Origin of the sequence: Burkholderia sp. KCJ3K979 (genome assembly GCF_016759955.1) — a bacterium.
In the GTDB taxonomy this organism is placed as follows: domain Bacteria; phylum Pseudomonadota; class Gammaproteobacteria; order Burkholderiales; family Burkholderiaceae; genus Burkholderia; species Burkholderia orbicola.
Window position 1 is genome coordinate 1 of sequence record NZ_JACFYV010000038.1, and the last position, 15,372, is coordinate 15,372.

The window sequence follows — 15,372 nt, forward strand, 5'->3', positions numbered from 1 at the left end:
CGACCTGCCGTACCGGCTCGCGCTGCCGATCGCGGTGCTCGCCGCGCTCGCGGCCGGCTGCACGGCCGATTTCTTCGTCGAGCGGGCCGACTGGCGACGTATCCGTACCGAAACCGTGCACGAAAAGGACATGGAATGAGCGCGACCGAGATCTGGATCGTCATCGTCGGGATGACGATCGTCACGGCCGTCACGCGCGCGCTGTTCCTGATCGGCGGCGAGCGCACGGTATTGCCCGAACGCGCGCAGCGCGCGCTGCGCTACGCGCCGGCCGCCGCGCTGGTCGCCGTCGTGCTGCCCGACGTGCTCGAAACGCCGGCCGGGCTGTCGTTCGCGCTGTCCAACCATCCGTTCTACGCGGCGCTCGCCGGCCTCGGCTGGTTTTTGTGGCGGCGCAGCATGCTCGGCACGATCGTCGTCGGCATGCTCGTGTTCACCGCGCTCCGCCTGATCTTCTGATGGGCCGCCGCTCCGGCGCGGCCGGCGCCGCCCGGCTGCGCGCGCGCATTGCTGCGTTGCAGCAGTGCTTCGGTTCCGGCGCGCAATCCCAAATAGGCGGAATTCGCCGCCGCACGGGTCAGTCTGCCGGATGGATCGGCTAGAATGCCCGTTCGAGATTTTTTACCCGTGCGCGTCATGCGAACCGCCAGCCACGGCCGCATCCGGCGCCCTTTCGCGGCAGCCCGCGCACGTCCAGCGTGAACCCCCTTTTCCCCATCCACTACTTCAATCTGTCCAACATGAGCCAAGTCAAGCGTCTTACCGACCTGATCGCCGCCGGCCAGCTCGCCGGCAAGCGGGTGTTCATCCGCGCCGACCTGAACGTCCCGCAGGACGATCACGGCAACATCACCGAGGACACCCGCGTGCGCGCGTCCGTGCCGGCCATCCAGGCCGCGCTCGACGCCGGCGCGGCCGTGATGGTCACGTCGCACCTCGGCCGTCCGACCGAAGGCGAATTCAAGCCGGAAGATTCGCTCGCGCCGGTCGCCAAGCGTCTCGCCGAACTGCTCGGCCGCGACGTGCCGCTGGTGTCGAACTGGGTCGAGAACGGCGTGAACGTCGCGCCGGGTCAGGTCGTGCTGCTCGAGAACTGCCGCGTGAACAAGGGCGAGAAGAAGAATTCGGACGAGCTCGCCCAGAAGATGGCCAAGCTCTGCGACGTGTACGTGAACGACGCGTTCGGCACCGCGCACCGCGCGGAAGCGACCACCCACGGGATCGCGAAATACGCGCCGGTCGCATGCGCGGGCCCGCTGCTGGCGGCCGAACTCGACGCGCTCGGCAAGGCGCTCGGCAACCCGGCCCGCCCGCTGGTGGCGATCGTCGCCGGCTCGAAGGTGTCGACCAAGCTGACCATCCTGAAGTCGCTGGCCGGCAAGGTCGACCAGCTGATCGTCGGCGGCGGCATCGCGAACACGTTCATGCTCGCGGCCGGCCTGTCGATCGGCAAGTCGCTCGCGGAAGCCGATCTCGTCGCCGAGGCGAAGGCGATCATCGACGAAGCACGCGAGCGCGGCGCATCGGTGCCGATCCCGACCGACGTCGTCACCGCCAAGGAATTCTCGCCGACGGCCGCGGCCACGGTGAAGCAGGTCGCCGACATCGAAGCGGACGACATGATCCTCGACATCGGCCCCGATACGGCCAAGGCGCTCGCGAGCCAGCTCGAGAAGGCCGGCACGATCGTGTGGAACGGCCCGGTCGGCGTGTTCGAGTTCGACCAGTTCGGCAACGGCACCAAGACGCTCGCCGAAGCGATCGCCAAATCGTCCGCGTTCTCGATCGCGGGCGGCGGCGACACGCTCGCGGCCATCGCGAAGTACGGCATCCACGACCAGGTCAGCTACATCTCGACGGGCGGCGGCGCCTTCCTCGAGTTCCTCGAGGGGAAGAAGCTGCCGGCGGTGGAAGTGCTCGAAACGCGGGCGGCCTGAGCGTGGCGGCGCGCGCAGGGGTGACGAAGGCCGCGCGCTCCGCGAAAGCGGAGCAGCCGGCCGGCGCGGGCAAGCGCAAACGCGCGCCCGCGCGGGCGAACACCGCCCCGCGCGCACCGGCGGCCGCCGGCGACGCGGCCGTGCAGCACCACGAATTTCAGAACAAAGCGATGCCGGGCGCCAGCACCGGCACGCTCCCCGGAGCGGCGGCCGCTGGGCCTGCCGCTTCCGGCTCTCGCAGCGTTTCACCCAGCGCATCCACCTTGATCCAGATGAGGAGTTTCATGCAGCGCGCCACCAAGATAGTCGCCACGATCGGCCCGGCATCCAGTTCGCCGGAGATTCTGCTGCAGATGATGCAGGCGGGCCTCGACGTCGTGCGGCTCAATTTTTCGCACGGCACGGCCGACGATCACCGCCAGCGCGCCGAAATGGTGCGCGAGGCCGCCCGCAAGGTCGGGCGCGAGATCGCGATCATGGCCGACCTCCAGGGCCCGAAGATCCGCGTCGGCAAGTTCGAGAACGGCAAGACCACGCTCGTGCCCGGGCAGCCGTTCATCCTCGATGCAGGCTGCGAACTCGGCAACGACGAGCGCGTCGGCCTCGACTACAAGGAACTGCCGCGCGACCTGAAGCCGGGCGACCTGCTGCTGCTGAACGACGGCCTGATCGTGCTGACCGTCGAGCGCGTGCTCGGCGACGAAATCCACACGATCGTCAAGGTGGGCGGCGAGCTGTCGAACAACAAGGGGATCAACCGCCAGGGCGGCGGCCTGTCGGCGCCGGCGCTGACCGCGAAGGACATGGAAGACATCCGCACCGCGATGTCGCTCGGCGCGGACCTCGTCGCGGTGTCGTTCCCGAAGAACGCGACCGACATGGAAATGGCGCGCCAGCTCGCGAACATCGCGGGCGCGCCGTACGGCATCAAGCCGAAGATGATCGCGAAGATCGAGCGCGCGGAGGCGATTCCGGCGCTGCAGAGCATCCTCGACGCGTCCGACGGCATCATGGTCGCGCGCGGCGACCTCGCGGTGGAAGTCGGCAACGCGGCCGTGCCGGCGCTGCAGAAGCGGATGATCCGGATGGCGCGCGAGTCGAACAAGCTCGTGATCACCGCAACGCAGATGATGGAATCGATGATCTACGCGCCGGTGCCGACCCGTGCGGAGGTATCGGACGTCGCGAACGCGGTGCTCGACGGCACCGACGCGGTGATGCTGTCGGCCGAGACGGCCGCCGGCAAGTATCCGGTCGTCACGATCGAGACGATGGCGGCCGTGTGCGTCGAGGCGGAAAAGTCGGAAGAAGTCGAGCTGGACAAGGATTTCCTCGACCGCACGTTCACGCGGATCGACCAGTCGATCGCGATGGGCGCGCTGTTCACCGCGTACCACCTGGGCGCGAAGGCGATCGTCGCGCTGACCGAATCGGGCGCGACCGCGCTATGGATGTCGCGTCACTACACGCACGTGCCGATCTTCGCGCTGACGCCGCGCGTCGGCAGCGAGCGCACGATGGCGCTGTACCGCAACGTGACGCCGCTGCACGTCGACTTCAACAGCGACCGCGATTCGGCGCTGCAGGCGGCGCTCGAGATCGTCGTCAAGCAGGGTTACGTGCAGCATGGCGACATGGTCGTGCTGACCGTCGGCGAGCCGATGGGGCAGGCGGGCGGCACCAACACGCTGAAGATCGTGCGGGTCGGCGAGCACTATTGAGCGCCGGCTGAGCCGCATCGAGCCGGCCCGGTGGCCGGCAGCCCGGATCGGCCGAGGCTGATTTGGCACCTTTTTTTGCGCAAAAGCCGCGCGGGGTCCGAAGCCCCGCGCGGCTTTTTTTCTCCTTTTTGGCCGCATTGTGCCGTGCGAACGTAACAAATTGCGAGCGGGGTCCTCCGGGCGGTCGGAATCGGAGGCGCTTCGCGATAAAATGCGGCTATTCGACGCTCAGCCGCGCCGCGCCGTCCCGGTTCAGAGGGAAGCGAGCGCCGCGCCGGCGTCAGGGCGCACCGGTTTTCATTCCAAGGAGTTCCACAATGCCTCTCGTATCAATGCGTCAATTGCTGGACCACGCGGCAGAGCACGGTTACGGCCTGCCGGCCTTCAACGTGAACAACCTGGAGCAGGTCCAGGCGATCATGGCGGCGGCGGATCAGGTCGGCGCGCCCGTGATCATGCAGGCATCGGCCGGCGCACGTAAGTATGCGGGCGAGCCGTTCCTGCGCCACCTGATCGAAGCGGCGGTCGAATCGTATCCGCACATCCCGGTCGTGATGCACCAGGATCACGGCCAGTCGCCGGCGGTCTGCACGGCCGCGATCCGCAGCGGCTTCACGAGCGTGATGATGGACGGTTCGCTCGAAGCTGACGGCAAGACGGTCGCATCGTACGAGTACAACGTCGACGTATCGCGCAAGGTCGTCGAGATGGCGCACTCGATCGGCGTGACGGTCGAAGCCGAACTCGGCGTGCTCGGCTCGCTCGAGACGATGAAGGGCGACAAGGAAGACGGCCACGGCGCGGAAGGCACGATGACCCGCGAGCAGCTGCTGACCGATCCGGAGCAGGCCGCCGACTTCGTGAAGCTCACGCAGTGCGACGCGCTGGCGATCGCGATCGGTACGTCGCACGGCGCGTACAAGTTTTCGAAGAAGCCGACGGGCGACATCCTGTCGATCCAGCGCATCAAGGAAATCCACGCGCGCATCCCGAACACGCACCTGGTGATGCACGGTTCGTCGTCGGTGCCGCAGGAGCTGCTGGCCGAGATCCGCGAATTCGGCGGCGACATGAAGGAAACCTACGGCGTGCCGGTCGAGGAAATCCAGGAAGGCATCAAGCACGGCGTGCGCAAGATCAACATCGACACCGACCTGCGTCTGGCGATCACCGGCGCGATCCGCCGCTACCTGTTCGAGAACCCGGGCAAGTTCGATCCGCGCGACTACCTGAAGCCCGCGCGCGAAGCCGCGAAGAAGGTGTGCGTCGACCGTTACCTCGCGTTCGGCTGCGAAGGCCAGGCCGGCAAGATCAAGCCGGTGTCGCTCGACAAGATCGCCGAGCAGTACAAGTCGGGCGCGCTCGCACAGGTCGTGCGCTGAGACTGTAGTACGATTTGCCCCGCCCGGTTCTGCCGCCGGGCACGGGCTGGCCGCCCGGTTGGCCGGATTCGATCCGGCCCCGGCAGCCGTTTCGTCCGGCCGAACAAGGGCCGGCCGGCAGCCGCCCGGGCGTTGCGCCCGCCGGTTCGCCGACGTATTGCAAGACCGCCGTTCCCGCCTGCCGCGGGGAACGGCGTTTCCCTTTTTGTTTGGCTCCTTATCTGCGAAAAGACGATGTCTACCCTTTACGAATCCACGCTCCGCTCGCTGCCGCTCCTCGGTCGCGGCAAGGTTCGCGATAACTACGCGGTCGGCAACGACAAGCTCCTGATCGTCACGACTGATCGCCTGTCGGCCTTCGACGTGGTGATGGGCGAGCCGATTCCGAACAAGGGCCGCGTGCTGAACCAGATGGCGAACTTCTGGTTCGACAAACTCGCGCACATCGTGCCGAACCACCTGACGGGCGACGCGCCGGAAGCGGTCGTCGCGGCCGACGAGGTCGAGCAGGTGAAGGGCCGCGGCGTGGTCGTCAAGCGCCTCGAGCCGATCATGATCGAAGCGGTCGTGCGCGGCTACCTGGCCGGCAGCGGCTGGAAGGAATACCAGGCGTCGGGCGCCGTGTGCGGCGTGCAGCTGCCGGCAGGCCTGCAGAACGCGCAGAAGCTGCCCGAGCCGATCTTCACGCCGGCCGCGAAGGCCGAGATGGGCGAGCACGACGAGAACATCACGTTCGAGGAAACCGAGCGCCGCATCGGCACCGAGCTGGCCGCGACGATCCGCGACATCTCGATCAAGCTGTACAAGGAAGCGGCCGACTACGCAGCGACGCGCGGCATCATCATCGCCGACACGAAATTCGAATTCGGCCTCGACAACCACGGCAAGCTGTACCTGATGGACGAAGTGCTGACCGCCGATTCGTCGCGCTTCTGGCCGGCCGACCAGTACGAAGTCGGCACCAATCCGCCGTCGTTCGACAAGCAGTTCGTGCGCGACTGGCTCGAGGCGCAGCCGTGGGGCAAGACGGCGCCGGCGCCGGCGCTGCCGGCCGACGTCGTCGAGAAGACGGCCGCGAAGTACCAGGAAGCGCTCGAGCGCATCACCGGCCAGTCGCTCGCCTGATCGAGGTACCGACGACATGAGCGAAATCCAGACTGCCCACACGCACAGCGCGCCGCTCATCGGCGTGCTGATGGGTTCGAGTTCCGACTGGGACGTGATGAAGCACGCGGTCGCCATCCTGCAGGAATTCGGCGTGCCGTACGAAGCGAAGGTCGTGTCCGCGCACCGGATGCCCGACGAGATGTTCGACTATGCGGAGAAGGCGCGCGAGCGCGGGCTGCGCGCGATCATCGCGGGCGCCGGCGGCGCCGCGCACCTGCCCGGCATGCTGGCCGCGAAGACCACGGTGCCCGTGCTCGGCGTGCCGGTCGCGAGCAAGTACCTGAAGGGAGTCGATTCGCTGCACTCGATCGTGCAGATGCCGAAGGGCGTGCCGGTCGCGACGTTCGCGATCGGCGAGGCCGGCGCCGCGAATGCCGCGTTGTTCGCGGTGTCGATCCTGTCCGGCAACTCGGTCGACTACGCGAACCGGCTCGCCGCGTTCCGCGTGCGCCAGAACGAAGCCGCGCACGCGATGGTGCTGCCGCCGCTGGAATGACGGCATGGCGCGCGGCCGCACGACGCGGCCGGCGCCGGATTTTCCCACTGCGGCGGGCCGTTCCGCGTTCCGCCGCAACCGACCACTGACATGACCGCAACTCCTGATTCCGTTTCCCCGATCCTGCCCGGCGCGTGGCTGGGCATGGTCGGCGGCGGCCAGCTCGGCCGCATGTTCTGCTTTGCCGCCCAGTCGATGGGCTATCGCGTCGCCGTGCTCGATCCCGATCCGGCGAGCCCCGCCGGCGCGGTCGCCGATCGGCACCTGCGCGCGGCGTACGACGACGAAGCCGCGCTTGCCGAACTGGCCGACCTGTGCGAGGCCGTATCGACGGAGTTCGAGAACGTGCCGGCCGCGAGCCTCGATTTCCTCGCGCGCACGACGTTCGTCGCCCCGGCTGGCCGCTGCGTCGCGGTCGCGCAGGACCGGATCGCGGAGAAGCGTTTCATCGAGGCGTCGGGCGTGCCGGTCGCGCCGCACGTCGTGATCGAATCGGCGGCGGCGCTCGCCGCGCTCGACGATGCGGCGCTTGACGCGGTGCTGCCGGGCATCCTGAAGACCGCCCGCCTCGGTTACGACGGCAAGGGCCAGGTGCGCGTCGCCACCGCGCAGGAAGCGCGCGACGCGCATGCCGCGCTCGGCGGCGTGCCGTGCGTGCTGGAGAAGCGCCTGCCGCTGAAATACGAAGTGTCGGCGCTGATCGCGCGCGGCGCGGACGGCCGCTCGGCCGCGTTCCCGCTCGCGCAGAACGTGCACCACAACGGCATCCTGGCGCTGACGGTCGTGCCGGCGCCGGCCGCCGATGCGGCCCGCGTCGAGGAAGCGCAGCAGGCGGCGATCCGGATCGCCGATACGCTCGGCTACGTCGGCGTGCTGTGTGTCGAGTTCTTCGTGCTGGAGGACGGCTCGTTCGTCGCGAACGAAATGGCGCCGCGTCCGCACAACTCCGGCCACTACACGGTCGATGCGTGCGCAACGAGCCAGTTCGAGCAGCAGGTGCGCGCGATGACGCGCATGCCGCTCGGCAATCCGCGCCAGCATTCGCCGGCCGCGATGCTGAACATCCTCGGCGACGTGTGGTTCCCCAGCGGTGCGGCGACTGACGCCGTCACGCCGCCGTGGGACACGGTCGCCGCGATGCCGGCCGCGCACCTGCACCTGTACGGCAAGGAAGAGGCGCGCGTCGGCCGCAAGATGGGCCACGTGAACTTCACGGCCGAGACGCGCGACGAAGCCGTCGCGGCGGCTACCGCATGCGCGCAGCTGCTGCGCGTGCCGCTCGACTGAGGCGCCGGCCGATGTCCATCGATCTCCCGAAGCACGTGACGTCCGCGCAGATCGACGCGGCCGCCGCGCTGCTCGACGCGGGCCAGCTCGTCGCGTTTCCGACCGAAACCGTCTACGGGCTCGGCGGCGACGCGGCGAACCCCGAGGCCGTCGCGCGCATCTACGCGGCGAAGGGGCGGCCCGCGAATCATCCGGTGATCGTGCATCTGCCGCCCGGTGGCGATCCGGGTTACTGGGCCGACGACTTGCCGGCCGACGCGCACGCGCTGATCGATGCATTCTGGCCGGGGCCGCTCACGCTGATCCTGAAGCGCCACGCGCGCATTCCGGATGCCGTGAGCGGCGGGCAGGATTCGGTCGGGCTGCGCTGTCCGTCGCATCCGGTCGCGCAGGCGCTGCTGGCCGCGTTCAGCGCGCGGCGCGGCGGCCACGGCGGCGTGGCCGCGCCGTCCGCGAACCGGTTCGGTCACGTGAGCCCGACGACCGCGCAACACGTGCGCGACGAATTCGGCGATACCGTGCACGTGCTCGACGGCGGCGCATCCGAAGTCGGCATCGAATCGACGATTCTCGACCTGTCGCGCGGCTTCCCGGCGCTGCTGCGCCCGGGCCACGTGACGCCGCAACAGCTCGCCGACGTGCTCGGCCGCGCGCCGAAGCTGCCGGACGGCAGCGATGCGACCGCGCCGCGCGCATCGGGCACGCTGAAAGCGCATTACGCGCCGCGTACGCCGCTCGCGCTGCTGCCGTTCGACGCGCTCGAGCCGTTGCTCGCGGCCGCGCAAACCGACGGCGAACGCGTCGCGCTCGTCGCCCGCGCGTCGCGGGCCGCGCACTGGGCGCAGGCCGACGGCGTGCATTTCATCGCGGCGCCGGAAGATCCGCAGGCCTATGCACGCGACCTGTACGGGATGCTGCGGGCGCTCGACCGCGCGCAGGTCGCGCGCATCCTCGTCGAGAAGCTGCCCGAGACCGTGGAATGGATCGCGGTCAACGATCGCCTCGGCCGCGCGGCGGCCGCGTTCGAAGCGCGCGACTGACCACTCCGTTCGCATCCGTTCACATCCATCCGCACCAACGAAAAACGCCCGACCGGCGAACCGGTCGGGCGTTTTCGTTTGGGCGCGTCGCCGGCGGCTTACTTGCCGACGCCGGACTTCGCGATCTGCTGCTGGACGTACTGCGCGAACAGCGCATGCAGGTGCGTCGACGGGTGGACCGTGTCGGCGAACATGTAGGTCTGGTCCGCGTTCGCGACCGTGTAGGTCTGCGGCGAGCAGAACAGCGACGAGCCGAACGCGGTCGCGTTCGCGACGCCGTACTGCGTGGCGGCCTGGACCATCGCCTTCAGGTTGCACGCGGTGTCGGTATTCGACACGCTGAAGCCGTTCGCCTGGTAGTTGGCCGCGATGCCGTCCTGCCACGTGAACGCATCGACCACCACGTACTTCGTCGGGTCGACCTTCAGCGCGGCGAGCGTGCCGACCAGCGTCTTGTTGAACAGCCCCGACAGTTGCGTGAACGCGGCCTGCGTGCCGCCCTGCAGCGCGAGCGGCGTGCCGCCGATGTCCGGCACGTTCGAGACGAACACGTGCGTCGCGCCCGCGGCGACGATCTGCTGGACGATCCCGCCGAGCTGCTGCGCGGCCAGGCCGATCGCCTGTGCGGCCGCGAGTTGCGCGGCCGGCGTGTTGCCTTGCGCCTGCGCGACCTGGGCCTGGTAGAAGATGTCGTTCGCGCCGCCGTTGATCAGCACGATCTGGCCGGCGTTGAAGCTGCCGTGCTGCGTCAGGTACTGCTTGACCTGGTCCGCGATCGGCGTGGTGGTCGCCTGTGCGTAGTCGGGGTTCGGCACGCTGGCGTCCGCATGGCCGATGCCCGGCTGCAGCGTCACGCGCGAGCCGCCCTGCGCGTAGCCGAGGCCGCCGGTGGCCTGCAGCGGAATGCCGAAGCCGCCCTGGTTCGCGGGCTGCAGCGTGTCGCCGTAGTACTGCGCGACGTCCTGCGTCCAGACCTGGCCCGGGTTGGTCGTGAAGCGGCCGCCGCCGAAGCCGAGCTTGATCTGCGAGTAGGTGCCGACGTCGGACAGGCTGTCGCCGAACGACACGACCTGCATCTTCACGCCCGACGGCGGCGTGTTCGACGCGCTGCTGCCGTTGTTGTCGTCACCGCCGCCGCATGCGGCGAGCAGCGCGAGCGCGGCGCCGGCGATCGCGACCTGCGCGGTGCGCAGCATACGCAGCCGGCTGCGGAAAGGTGCGTGTTGTTGTGTCTGCATCGTTCGATCTCCTCGTAGATATGGCCTGATGTGTTTCTCATCTGCCGCGTGCCTGCTCGGTTCCGGGCTGCGCGGCGGCCGTTGGCTGAAACGGTTTATCGATCGCGCGCAGCCGCCAGCGGCTCGGTGCGCGGATCCTGGTTCGCGGCCTCGGCAATCTGCGCATGATAAGCGCTCGCCCATTCGGGCGGGCCGAAAATCGCGCGCAGCTTGTTGCGCCATCCGTCGACGCGCAACGCGTCGGACGCCATCGACACCCACTCGTGGAACGTCGCGACGAACGGGTTGTTCGAGCCGAGCCGCTCGACGATGCCGTACTGCGGCGGATCGTCGGGCGCCTCCTCGACATAGCTGCCGAACAGGCGATCCCAGATCACCAGGACGCCTGCGTAATTGCGGTCGATGTAGCGCGCGTTGCGCGCATGGTGCGCACGGTGGATCGACGGCGTGTTGAGCACGTATTCGAGCCAGCCGAGCTTGCCGATCGCCTGCGTGTGCACGAAGAACTGGAACGCGAGGTTGATCAGCACGATGCCGACGACCTGTTGCGGCGGAAAGCCGGCGAACGCGAGCGGCAGCCAGAACAGCCACATGCCCGCGACCGGGTACATCAGGCTCTGGCGGAAGGCGGTCGAGAAATTCATCCGCTCGGACGAGTGGTGCACGACGTGCGCGGCCCACAGCCAGCGCACGCGATGGCTCGCGCGATGGAATACGTAGTAGAGGAAGTCCTGCGCGACGAACAGCACCGCGAACGACAGCCAGCCGTCGTGCCACGTGTAGACGCGATAGTGCCGGTAGCAGTACGCATAGACGGGAATCACGAACAGCCACGCGAGCTTGTCGGCGCCCTGGTGCATCAGCGCGAGCGCCGCGTTGCACAGCGTGTCGCGCCACGCATAGATGCGGTCCTGCGCACGGGTGCGGGCGAGGTGCCAGGCCTCCCACGCGATGCAGAGCAGGAAGACGGGCGCCAGCGCGAGCAGAAGCAATTCGACGTCGAATCGCATGGGCGTGTGTCTCCTTCGTTCCCCTGCAAGCCATCAGGCCGGGCGTGTGGCCCGTTGTAGATATCGTCAGGCCAACAGCCTACGCAATCGCTACGCGCTAGGCGAGGGGGCAGCGTAGAGGGTTCCCTCTGAGGACAGGGTTTCTACGGAATCCGTACTGCACGGGGCCGGGCGGTGCGGCCCTGTTTTGAGGGAAGGGTGCGCGCGCGGCGCGGCGCGCGAAAGTGACGGGGGCGTTTCAAACCGCGCGGCGCGGGATTTCGCGGGCGGCGCGGTGCGGGAAGTCGCACGGGCCGCCCTGTCAGAGCGGCCCGATGCACGGTGCGCGGACCGTCAGTGCGCGCCCGCGTAGACCCACTCGAGCAGCGTGTCGTGCGCGGCGCGCGCGCCTTCCGCGTGATCGTTATTGATGAAGCTGACGACGATGTAGCTCTGGCCGTCGGCGCCGGCGACGTAGCCGGCGATCGCGCGCACGTCGCGCAGCGTGCCGGTCTTGATGTGCGCGTTGCCGAGCACGCCCGCGTTGGTGAGGCGGTTCTTCATCGTGCCGTCGATGCCGGCGATCGGCAGCGAATCGACGAACGCCTGCGCGACCGGGCTCGCATTCGCGGCCTGCAGCAGCGCGGCGAGCGACAGCGCGCTCACGTGCTCTTCGCGCGACAGCCCCGAGCCGTTCTCGATCACGAGATCGGGCATCGCGATGCCGTTCTTCTGCAGGAACGCCTGGATCGCGCGGCTCGACTGCTCGGGCGTCGCGGGCGGCTTGCCGCTGACCGCGCCGATCGTCAGGAACAGGTTGCGCGCCATCACGTTGTTGCTGAACTTGTTGATGTCGTAGACGATGCTGCCGAGCACCGGGCTGTGATGCACGGCGAGCGGCCGCGCGGTGGTCGGCACCTTGCCTTCGCTCACGGGCCCCGCGATCGTGCCGCCGTCCTGCTGCCACAGCGCGAGGAAGCCGCGCGCGAAGAAGGTCGTGTGATCGAGGATCGCGAGGTTGGTCGTGTGCGCGCCGCAGCGCAGCGGGTAGTCGCCGGCGAACGACGCGGTCATGATCCCGCCGCCGGCCGTCAGCGTCGGGCGCGCGGCCGCCGCGGCCGCGCTGCACGAGCCCGAGCCTTCGACGAGCTGGTTGTCGATCGACAGATCCGCGAGCGGCGGCAGCACGTCGACGGCGACCTTGCCGTCTTCGCCCGGCGTGACCGTGAACGACACGGCCTTGAACGCGTACAGCAGCGGATCGGGGCCGACGTTGTACGGCGCGCTGGCATCGTCGTCGAACGACGGCAGGTCGCGCGTCGACGCCGCGAAATAGCTCTTGTCGAGCACGAGGCCGCCGGCCACGCGCTTGACGCCGGCCTTGCGCAGCTTGTCGACGAGGTCGATCAGCTCCTCGGGCACGAGCTTCGGATCGCCGGTGCCCTTGATGTACAGGTTGCCCTGCAGCGTGCCGTCGGGGTCGATCGTGCCGTCCGTGTACGCGGTGGTGCGCCAGCGGTAGTCGGGGCCGAGGATCGACAGGCCCGAGAAGGTCGTCACGAGTTTCATCGTCGAGGCCGGCAGCATCGGCCGGCTCGCATTCCATGCGATCAGCGGTTGCGGATCGCCGACGCGCTCGACCACGACGCTCATCGCCGATGCCGGCACCTTCGCGCGCTGCAGCGCGACGAGCACGGAGGCCGGCAGCCCGGCCGCGCGCGCGGCCGGCGACACGACGGCGGTCTTGCGCGCTTCCTTGTGGGATTTCTTGCGGGCCTGCGCGGACGGCGCGAACGCGAGGGCCGTGCAGGTGGCGACGACGGCGGCCGCCCGCAGGCAGGCGCGGGTGCGGGGGGCGAACCGGGCGGAAAGATCGGAAATCGGCATGGGCGAATACGGGAAAAGCAGGGGCTCGGGCAGGACGCGCGGGGGCGCCGAAGCGCACATTGTAGAGACAAGTCGGGGCAGGCCCCTTGCAATCCGCCTTACTGTTGCATTGCACGCCGCGCACGCGATTCGCGGCGCTACAATGGTCGCCGTGTTTGACTCGCCCCATGGATGCGTGGCCCGATGCGGATTCTGCTTGTCGAAGATGATCGAATGATTGCCGAGGGCGTGCGCAAGGCGCTGCGCTCGGACGGCTTTGCGGTCGACTGGGTGCAGGACGGCGACGCCGCGCTCACCGCGCTCGGCGGCGAGACGTACGATCTGCTGCTGCTCGATCTCGGTCTGCCGAAGCGCGACGGCATCGACGTGCTGCGCACGCTGCGCGGGCGCGGGCTCGCTCTGCCGGTGCTGATCGTCACCGCCCGCGATGCCGTCGCCGATCGCGTGAAGGGGCTCGACGCGGGCGCCGACGACTACCTCGTCAAGCCGTTCGATCTCGACGAGCTGGGCGCGCGGATGCGCGCGCTGATCCGCCGCCAGGCCGGGCGCAGCGAGTCGCTGATCCGCCACGGCGCGCTGACGCTCGATCCCGCGTCGCACCAGGTGACGCTCGACGGCGCGCCCGTCGCGCTGTCCGCACGCGAGTTCGCGCTGCTCGAGGCGCTGCTCGCGCGGCCGGGCGCGGTGCTGTCGAAGAGCCAGCTCGAGGAGAAGATGTACGGCTGGGGCGAGGAGATCGGCAGCAACACGGTCGAGGTCTACATCCACGCGCTGCGCAAGAAGCTCGGCTCGGACCTGATCCGCAACGTGCGCGGGCTCGGCTACATGGTCGTCAAGGAAAGCTGACGCGTGCGGTCGATTCGTCATCAATTGCTGATCTGGCTGCTCGCGATCGTCGTCGCGGGCGTGGGCATGGCGGGCTGGCTCATCTACCGGCAGGCGCTCGCGGAAGCGAACGAGCTGTTCGACTACCAGTTGCAGGAAATCGCCGCGGCGCTGCCGTCCGAACCGTTCTCGCAGGTGTTCGGCTCGCGCACCAACGGCGACGAAGGCATCGTGATCCAGATCTGGAACCGCAACGGCGTGCTGATGTACTTCTCGCATCCGCGCGCGCCGATCGCGCCGCGTGCGGAGCTCGGCTTCTCGACCGAGCGCACCGATCGCGGCGAATGGCGCGTGTACGGCGCGATCGTCGGCGACAACGTCGTGCAGCTCGCGCAGCCGCTGTCGGTGCGCAACCGGCTGGCGGCGAACGTCGCGCTGCGCACGCTGTGGCCGCTGATCGTGCTGCTGCCGTTCCTCGGCGCGGCCGTGTGGGGAATCGTCGGGCGCGGGCTCGCGCCGCTCGGCCGCGTGACGCGCGCGGTCGAGGCGCGCCGGCCGGAAGCGCTCGATTCGCTGCCCGACGCGCGCCTGCCGCTCGAGGTGCAGCCGCTCGTGCGGGCGCTGAACGGGCTGCTCGCGCGGCTGGCGGCGGCGCTCGACACGCAGAAGGCGTTCGTCGCCGATGCAGCGCACGAGTTGCGCACGCCGCTCGCGGCCGTGCAGATCCAGGCGCAGCTCGTCGCCCGCGCGAAGGACGACGCATCGCGCCGCGAGGCGATCGCGGATCTCCAGGACGGCGTGTCGCGCGCGACGCGTCTCACCGAGCAACTGCTCGCGCTCGCGCGCGCCGAGCCGGACGGCGCGACGATGCGCGAACCGGTCGACCTGCAGGCGCTGCTCGCCGAATGCGTGGCCGCGCATGCGCCGCTCGCGCAGCGGCACGACATCGATCTCGGCTTCGAGGAAACGCGCGCGGCGAGCGTCGTCGCGGACGTCGGCGCGCTGCGCGTGATGTTCGGCAACCTGCTCGACAACGCGGTGAAGTACACGCCGGACGGCGGCCGCATCGACGTGTCGCTGACGCGCGACGCGGCCGGCCGCGCGTGCGTGCAGATCGCCGACAGCGGGCCGGGCATTCCGGCCGACGAGCGCGAGCGCGTGTTCGACCGCTTCTATCGCGACAGCTCGGCGCGGGCACGCACCGACGTGTCGGGCAGCGGGCTCGGACTCGCGATCGTCAAGCGCGTGGCGGCGCAGCAGGGCGCGACGGTGTCGCTCGGCGATGCAGCCGCGGGCGGCCTGCTCGTCAGCGTCGTGTTCCGCGATGCCGAGATGCCGGCCCCGGCCCCGCAGCCTTCCGAATCTGCCTGAAGGGCGGTGTGCCGGCCGGATGCCGGCAGCCG

14 protein-coding genes and 1 pseudogene are annotated in these 15,372 nt (G+C 69.2%); 11 read left to right on the forward strand and 4 right to left on the reverse strand.

The features are described from left to right. From H3O04_RS11575 to H3O04_RS11585, 3 genes and pseudogenes are all read left to right on the forward strand, one after another. Nucleotides 1-139, forward strand: a pseudogene (locus tag H3O04_RS11575) (AzlC family ABC transporter permease); the annotation flags it as partial. Then, nucleotides 136-459: an AzlD domain-containing protein gene (locus tag H3O04_RS11580; protein ID WP_006477942.1), complete on the forward strand. Its 324-nt coding sequence runs from the start codon at nt 136-138 to the stop codon at nt 457-459. The pseudogene H3O04_RS11575 and the gene H3O04_RS11580, both read left to right, overlap by 4 nt. A 281-nt stretch (nt 460-740) precedes the next feature. Continuing rightward, the gene (locus tag H3O04_RS11585) at nt 741-1,937 is read left to right on the forward strand and encodes a phosphoglycerate kinase (protein WP_006481732.1); all 1,197 of its coding nucleotides are present in this window, start codon (nt 741-743) and stop codon (nt 1,935-1,937) included. Between the two features lie 157 nt (nt 1,938-2,094). Here H3O04_RS11585 and H3O04_RS36540 read toward each other — a convergent pair whose 3' ends face one another. Further along, nucleotides 2,095-2,223: a hypothetical protein gene (locus H3O04_RS36540; RefSeq protein WP_023476234.1), complete on the reverse strand. Its 129-nt coding sequence runs from the start codon at nt 2,221-2,223 to the stop codon at nt 2,095-2,097. Between H3O04_RS36540 and pyk the strand changes: the two genes are divergently transcribed. From pyk to H3O04_RS11615, 6 genes are all read left to right on the forward strand, one after another. Then, nucleotides 2,222-3,658: a pyruvate kinase gene (gene pyk / locus H3O04_RS11590; RefSeq protein ID WP_202587725.1), complete on the forward strand. Its 1,437-nt coding sequence runs from the start codon at nt 2,222-2,224 to the stop codon at nt 3,656-3,658. The two genes, H3O04_RS36540 and pyk, sit on opposite strands and share 2 nt — an antisense overlap. A gap of 317 nt (nt 3,659-3,975) precedes the next feature. Beyond that, the gene (gene fba, locus H3O04_RS11595; protein WP_006481730.1) at nt 3,976-5,040 is read left to right on the forward strand and encodes a class II fructose-bisphosphate aldolase; all 1,065 of its coding nucleotides are present in this window, start codon (nt 3,976-3,978) and stop codon (nt 5,038-5,040) included. A gap of 234 nt (nt 5,041-5,274) precedes the next feature. Continuing rightward, complete coding sequence (locus tag H3O04_RS11600) at nt 5,275-6,165, forward strand: phosphoribosylaminoimidazolesuccinocarboxamide synthase (RefSeq protein ID WP_006477945.1); 891 nt, start codon at nt 5,275-5,277, stop codon at nt 6,163-6,165. 16 nt (nt 6,166-6,181) lie between these two features. Beyond that, nucleotides 6,182-6,703 (forward strand): 5-(carboxyamino)imidazole ribonucleotide mutase, encoded by a 522-nt coding sequence (purE, locus tag H3O04_RS11605; protein ID WP_006477946.1) that lies wholly within the window; start codon nt 6,182-6,184, stop codon nt 6,701-6,703. A 90-nt stretch (nt 6,704-6,793) separates the two neighbouring features. Further along, on the forward strand, nt 6,794-7,990 hold the full coding sequence (locus tag H3O04_RS11610; protein ID WP_006477947.1) for a 5-(carboxyamino)imidazole ribonucleotide synthase: 1,197 nt from the start codon (nt 6,794-6,796) through the stop codon (nt 7,988-7,990). Between the two features lie 11 nt (nt 7,991-8,001). Further along, nucleotides 8,002-9,030, forward strand: a complete 1,029-nt coding sequence (locus H3O04_RS11615; RefSeq protein WP_202587726.1) for an L-threonylcarbamoyladenylate synthase — start codon at nt 8,002-8,004, stop codon at nt 9,028-9,030. 98 nt (nt 9,031-9,128) lie between these two features. Here H3O04_RS11615 and H3O04_RS11620 read toward each other — a convergent pair whose 3' ends face one another. From H3O04_RS11620 to dacB, 3 genes are all read right to left on the reverse strand, one after another. Continuing rightward, nucleotides 9,129-10,268 (reverse strand): SGNH/GDSL hydrolase family protein, encoded by a 1,140-nt coding sequence (locus H3O04_RS11620; protein ID WP_006477949.1) that lies wholly within the window; start codon nt 10,266-10,268, stop codon nt 9,129-9,131. Nucleotides 10,269-10,363: 95 nt separating this feature from the next. After that, complete coding sequence (locus tag H3O04_RS11625) at nt 10,364-11,278, reverse strand: sterol desaturase family protein (protein WP_023476233.1); 915 nt, start codon at nt 11,276-11,278, stop codon at nt 10,364-10,366. Nucleotides 11,279-11,611: 333 nt separating this feature from the next. Continuing rightward, on the reverse strand, nt 11,612-13,144 hold the full coding sequence (dacB, locus tag H3O04_RS11630) for a D-alanyl-D-alanine carboxypeptidase/D-alanyl-D-alanine endopeptidase (protein ID WP_077221001.1): 1,533 nt from the start codon (nt 13,142-13,144) through the stop codon (nt 11,612-11,614). Nucleotides 13,145-13,327: 183 nt separating this feature from the next. Between dacB and H3O04_RS11635 the strand changes: the two genes are divergently transcribed. Both H3O04_RS11635 and H3O04_RS11640 read left to right on the forward strand, forming a co-directional pair. Then, the gene (locus H3O04_RS11635) at nt 13,328-13,990 is read left to right on the forward strand and encodes a response regulator (protein WP_006481728.1); all 663 of its coding nucleotides are present in this window, start codon (nt 13,328-13,330) and stop codon (nt 13,988-13,990) included. A 3-nt stretch (nt 13,991-13,993) separates the two neighbouring features. Beyond that, nucleotides 13,994-15,340, forward strand: a complete 1,347-nt coding sequence (locus H3O04_RS11640) for an ATP-binding protein (RefSeq protein ID WP_011546100.1) — start codon at nt 13,994-13,996, stop codon at nt 15,338-15,340. The last annotated feature ends 32 nt before the right edge of the window (nt 15,341-15,372 follow it).

Coding starts and splice junctions, on each gene's coding strand:
- fba (WP_006481730.1), top strand. CDS start 3,976: ATGCCTCTCGTATCAATGCGTCAATTGCTGGACCACGCGGCAGAGCAC.
- H3O04_RS11600 (WP_006477945.1), top strand. CDS start 5,275: ATGTCTACCCTTTACGAATCCACGCTCCGCTCGCTGCCGCTCCTCGGT.
- pyk (WP_202587725.1), top strand. CDS start 2,222: ATGCAGCGCGCCACCAAGATAGTCGCCACGATCGGCCCGGCATCCAGT.
- H3O04_RS11625 (WP_023476233.1), bottom strand. CDS start 11,278: ATGCGATTCGACGTCGAATTGCTTCTGCTCGCGCTGGCGCCCGTCTTC.
- H3O04_RS11610 (WP_006477947.1), top strand. CDS start 6,794: ATGACCGCAACTCCTGATTCCGTTTCCCCGATCCTGCCCGGCGCGTGG.
- H3O04_RS11620 (WP_006477949.1), bottom strand. CDS start 10,268: ATGCAGACACAACAACACGCACCTTTCCGCAGCCGGCTGCGTATGCTG.
- H3O04_RS11585 (WP_006481732.1), top strand. CDS start 741: ATGAGCCAAGTCAAGCGTCTTACCGACCTGATCGCCGCCGGCCAGCTC.
- H3O04_RS11580 (WP_006477942.1), top strand. CDS start 136: ATGAGCGCGACCGAGATCTGGATCGTCATCGTCGGGATGACGATCGTC.
- dacB (WP_077221001.1), bottom strand. CDS start 13,144: ATGCCGATTTCCGATCTTTCCGCCCGGTTCGCCCCCCGCACCCGCGCC.
- H3O04_RS11615 (WP_202587726.1), top strand. CDS start 8,002: ATGTCCATCGATCTCCCGAAGCACGTGACGTCCGCGCAGATCGACGCG.
- H3O04_RS11635 (WP_006481728.1), top strand. CDS start 13,328: ATGCGGATTCTGCTTGTCGAAGATGATCGAATGATTGCCGAGGGCGTG.
- H3O04_RS36540 (WP_023476234.1), bottom strand. CDS start 2,223: ATGAAACTCCTCATCTGGATCAAGGTGGATGCGCTGGGTGAAACGCTG.
- purE (WP_006477946.1), top strand. CDS start 6,182: ATGAGCGAAATCCAGACTGCCCACACGCACAGCGCGCCGCTCATCGGC.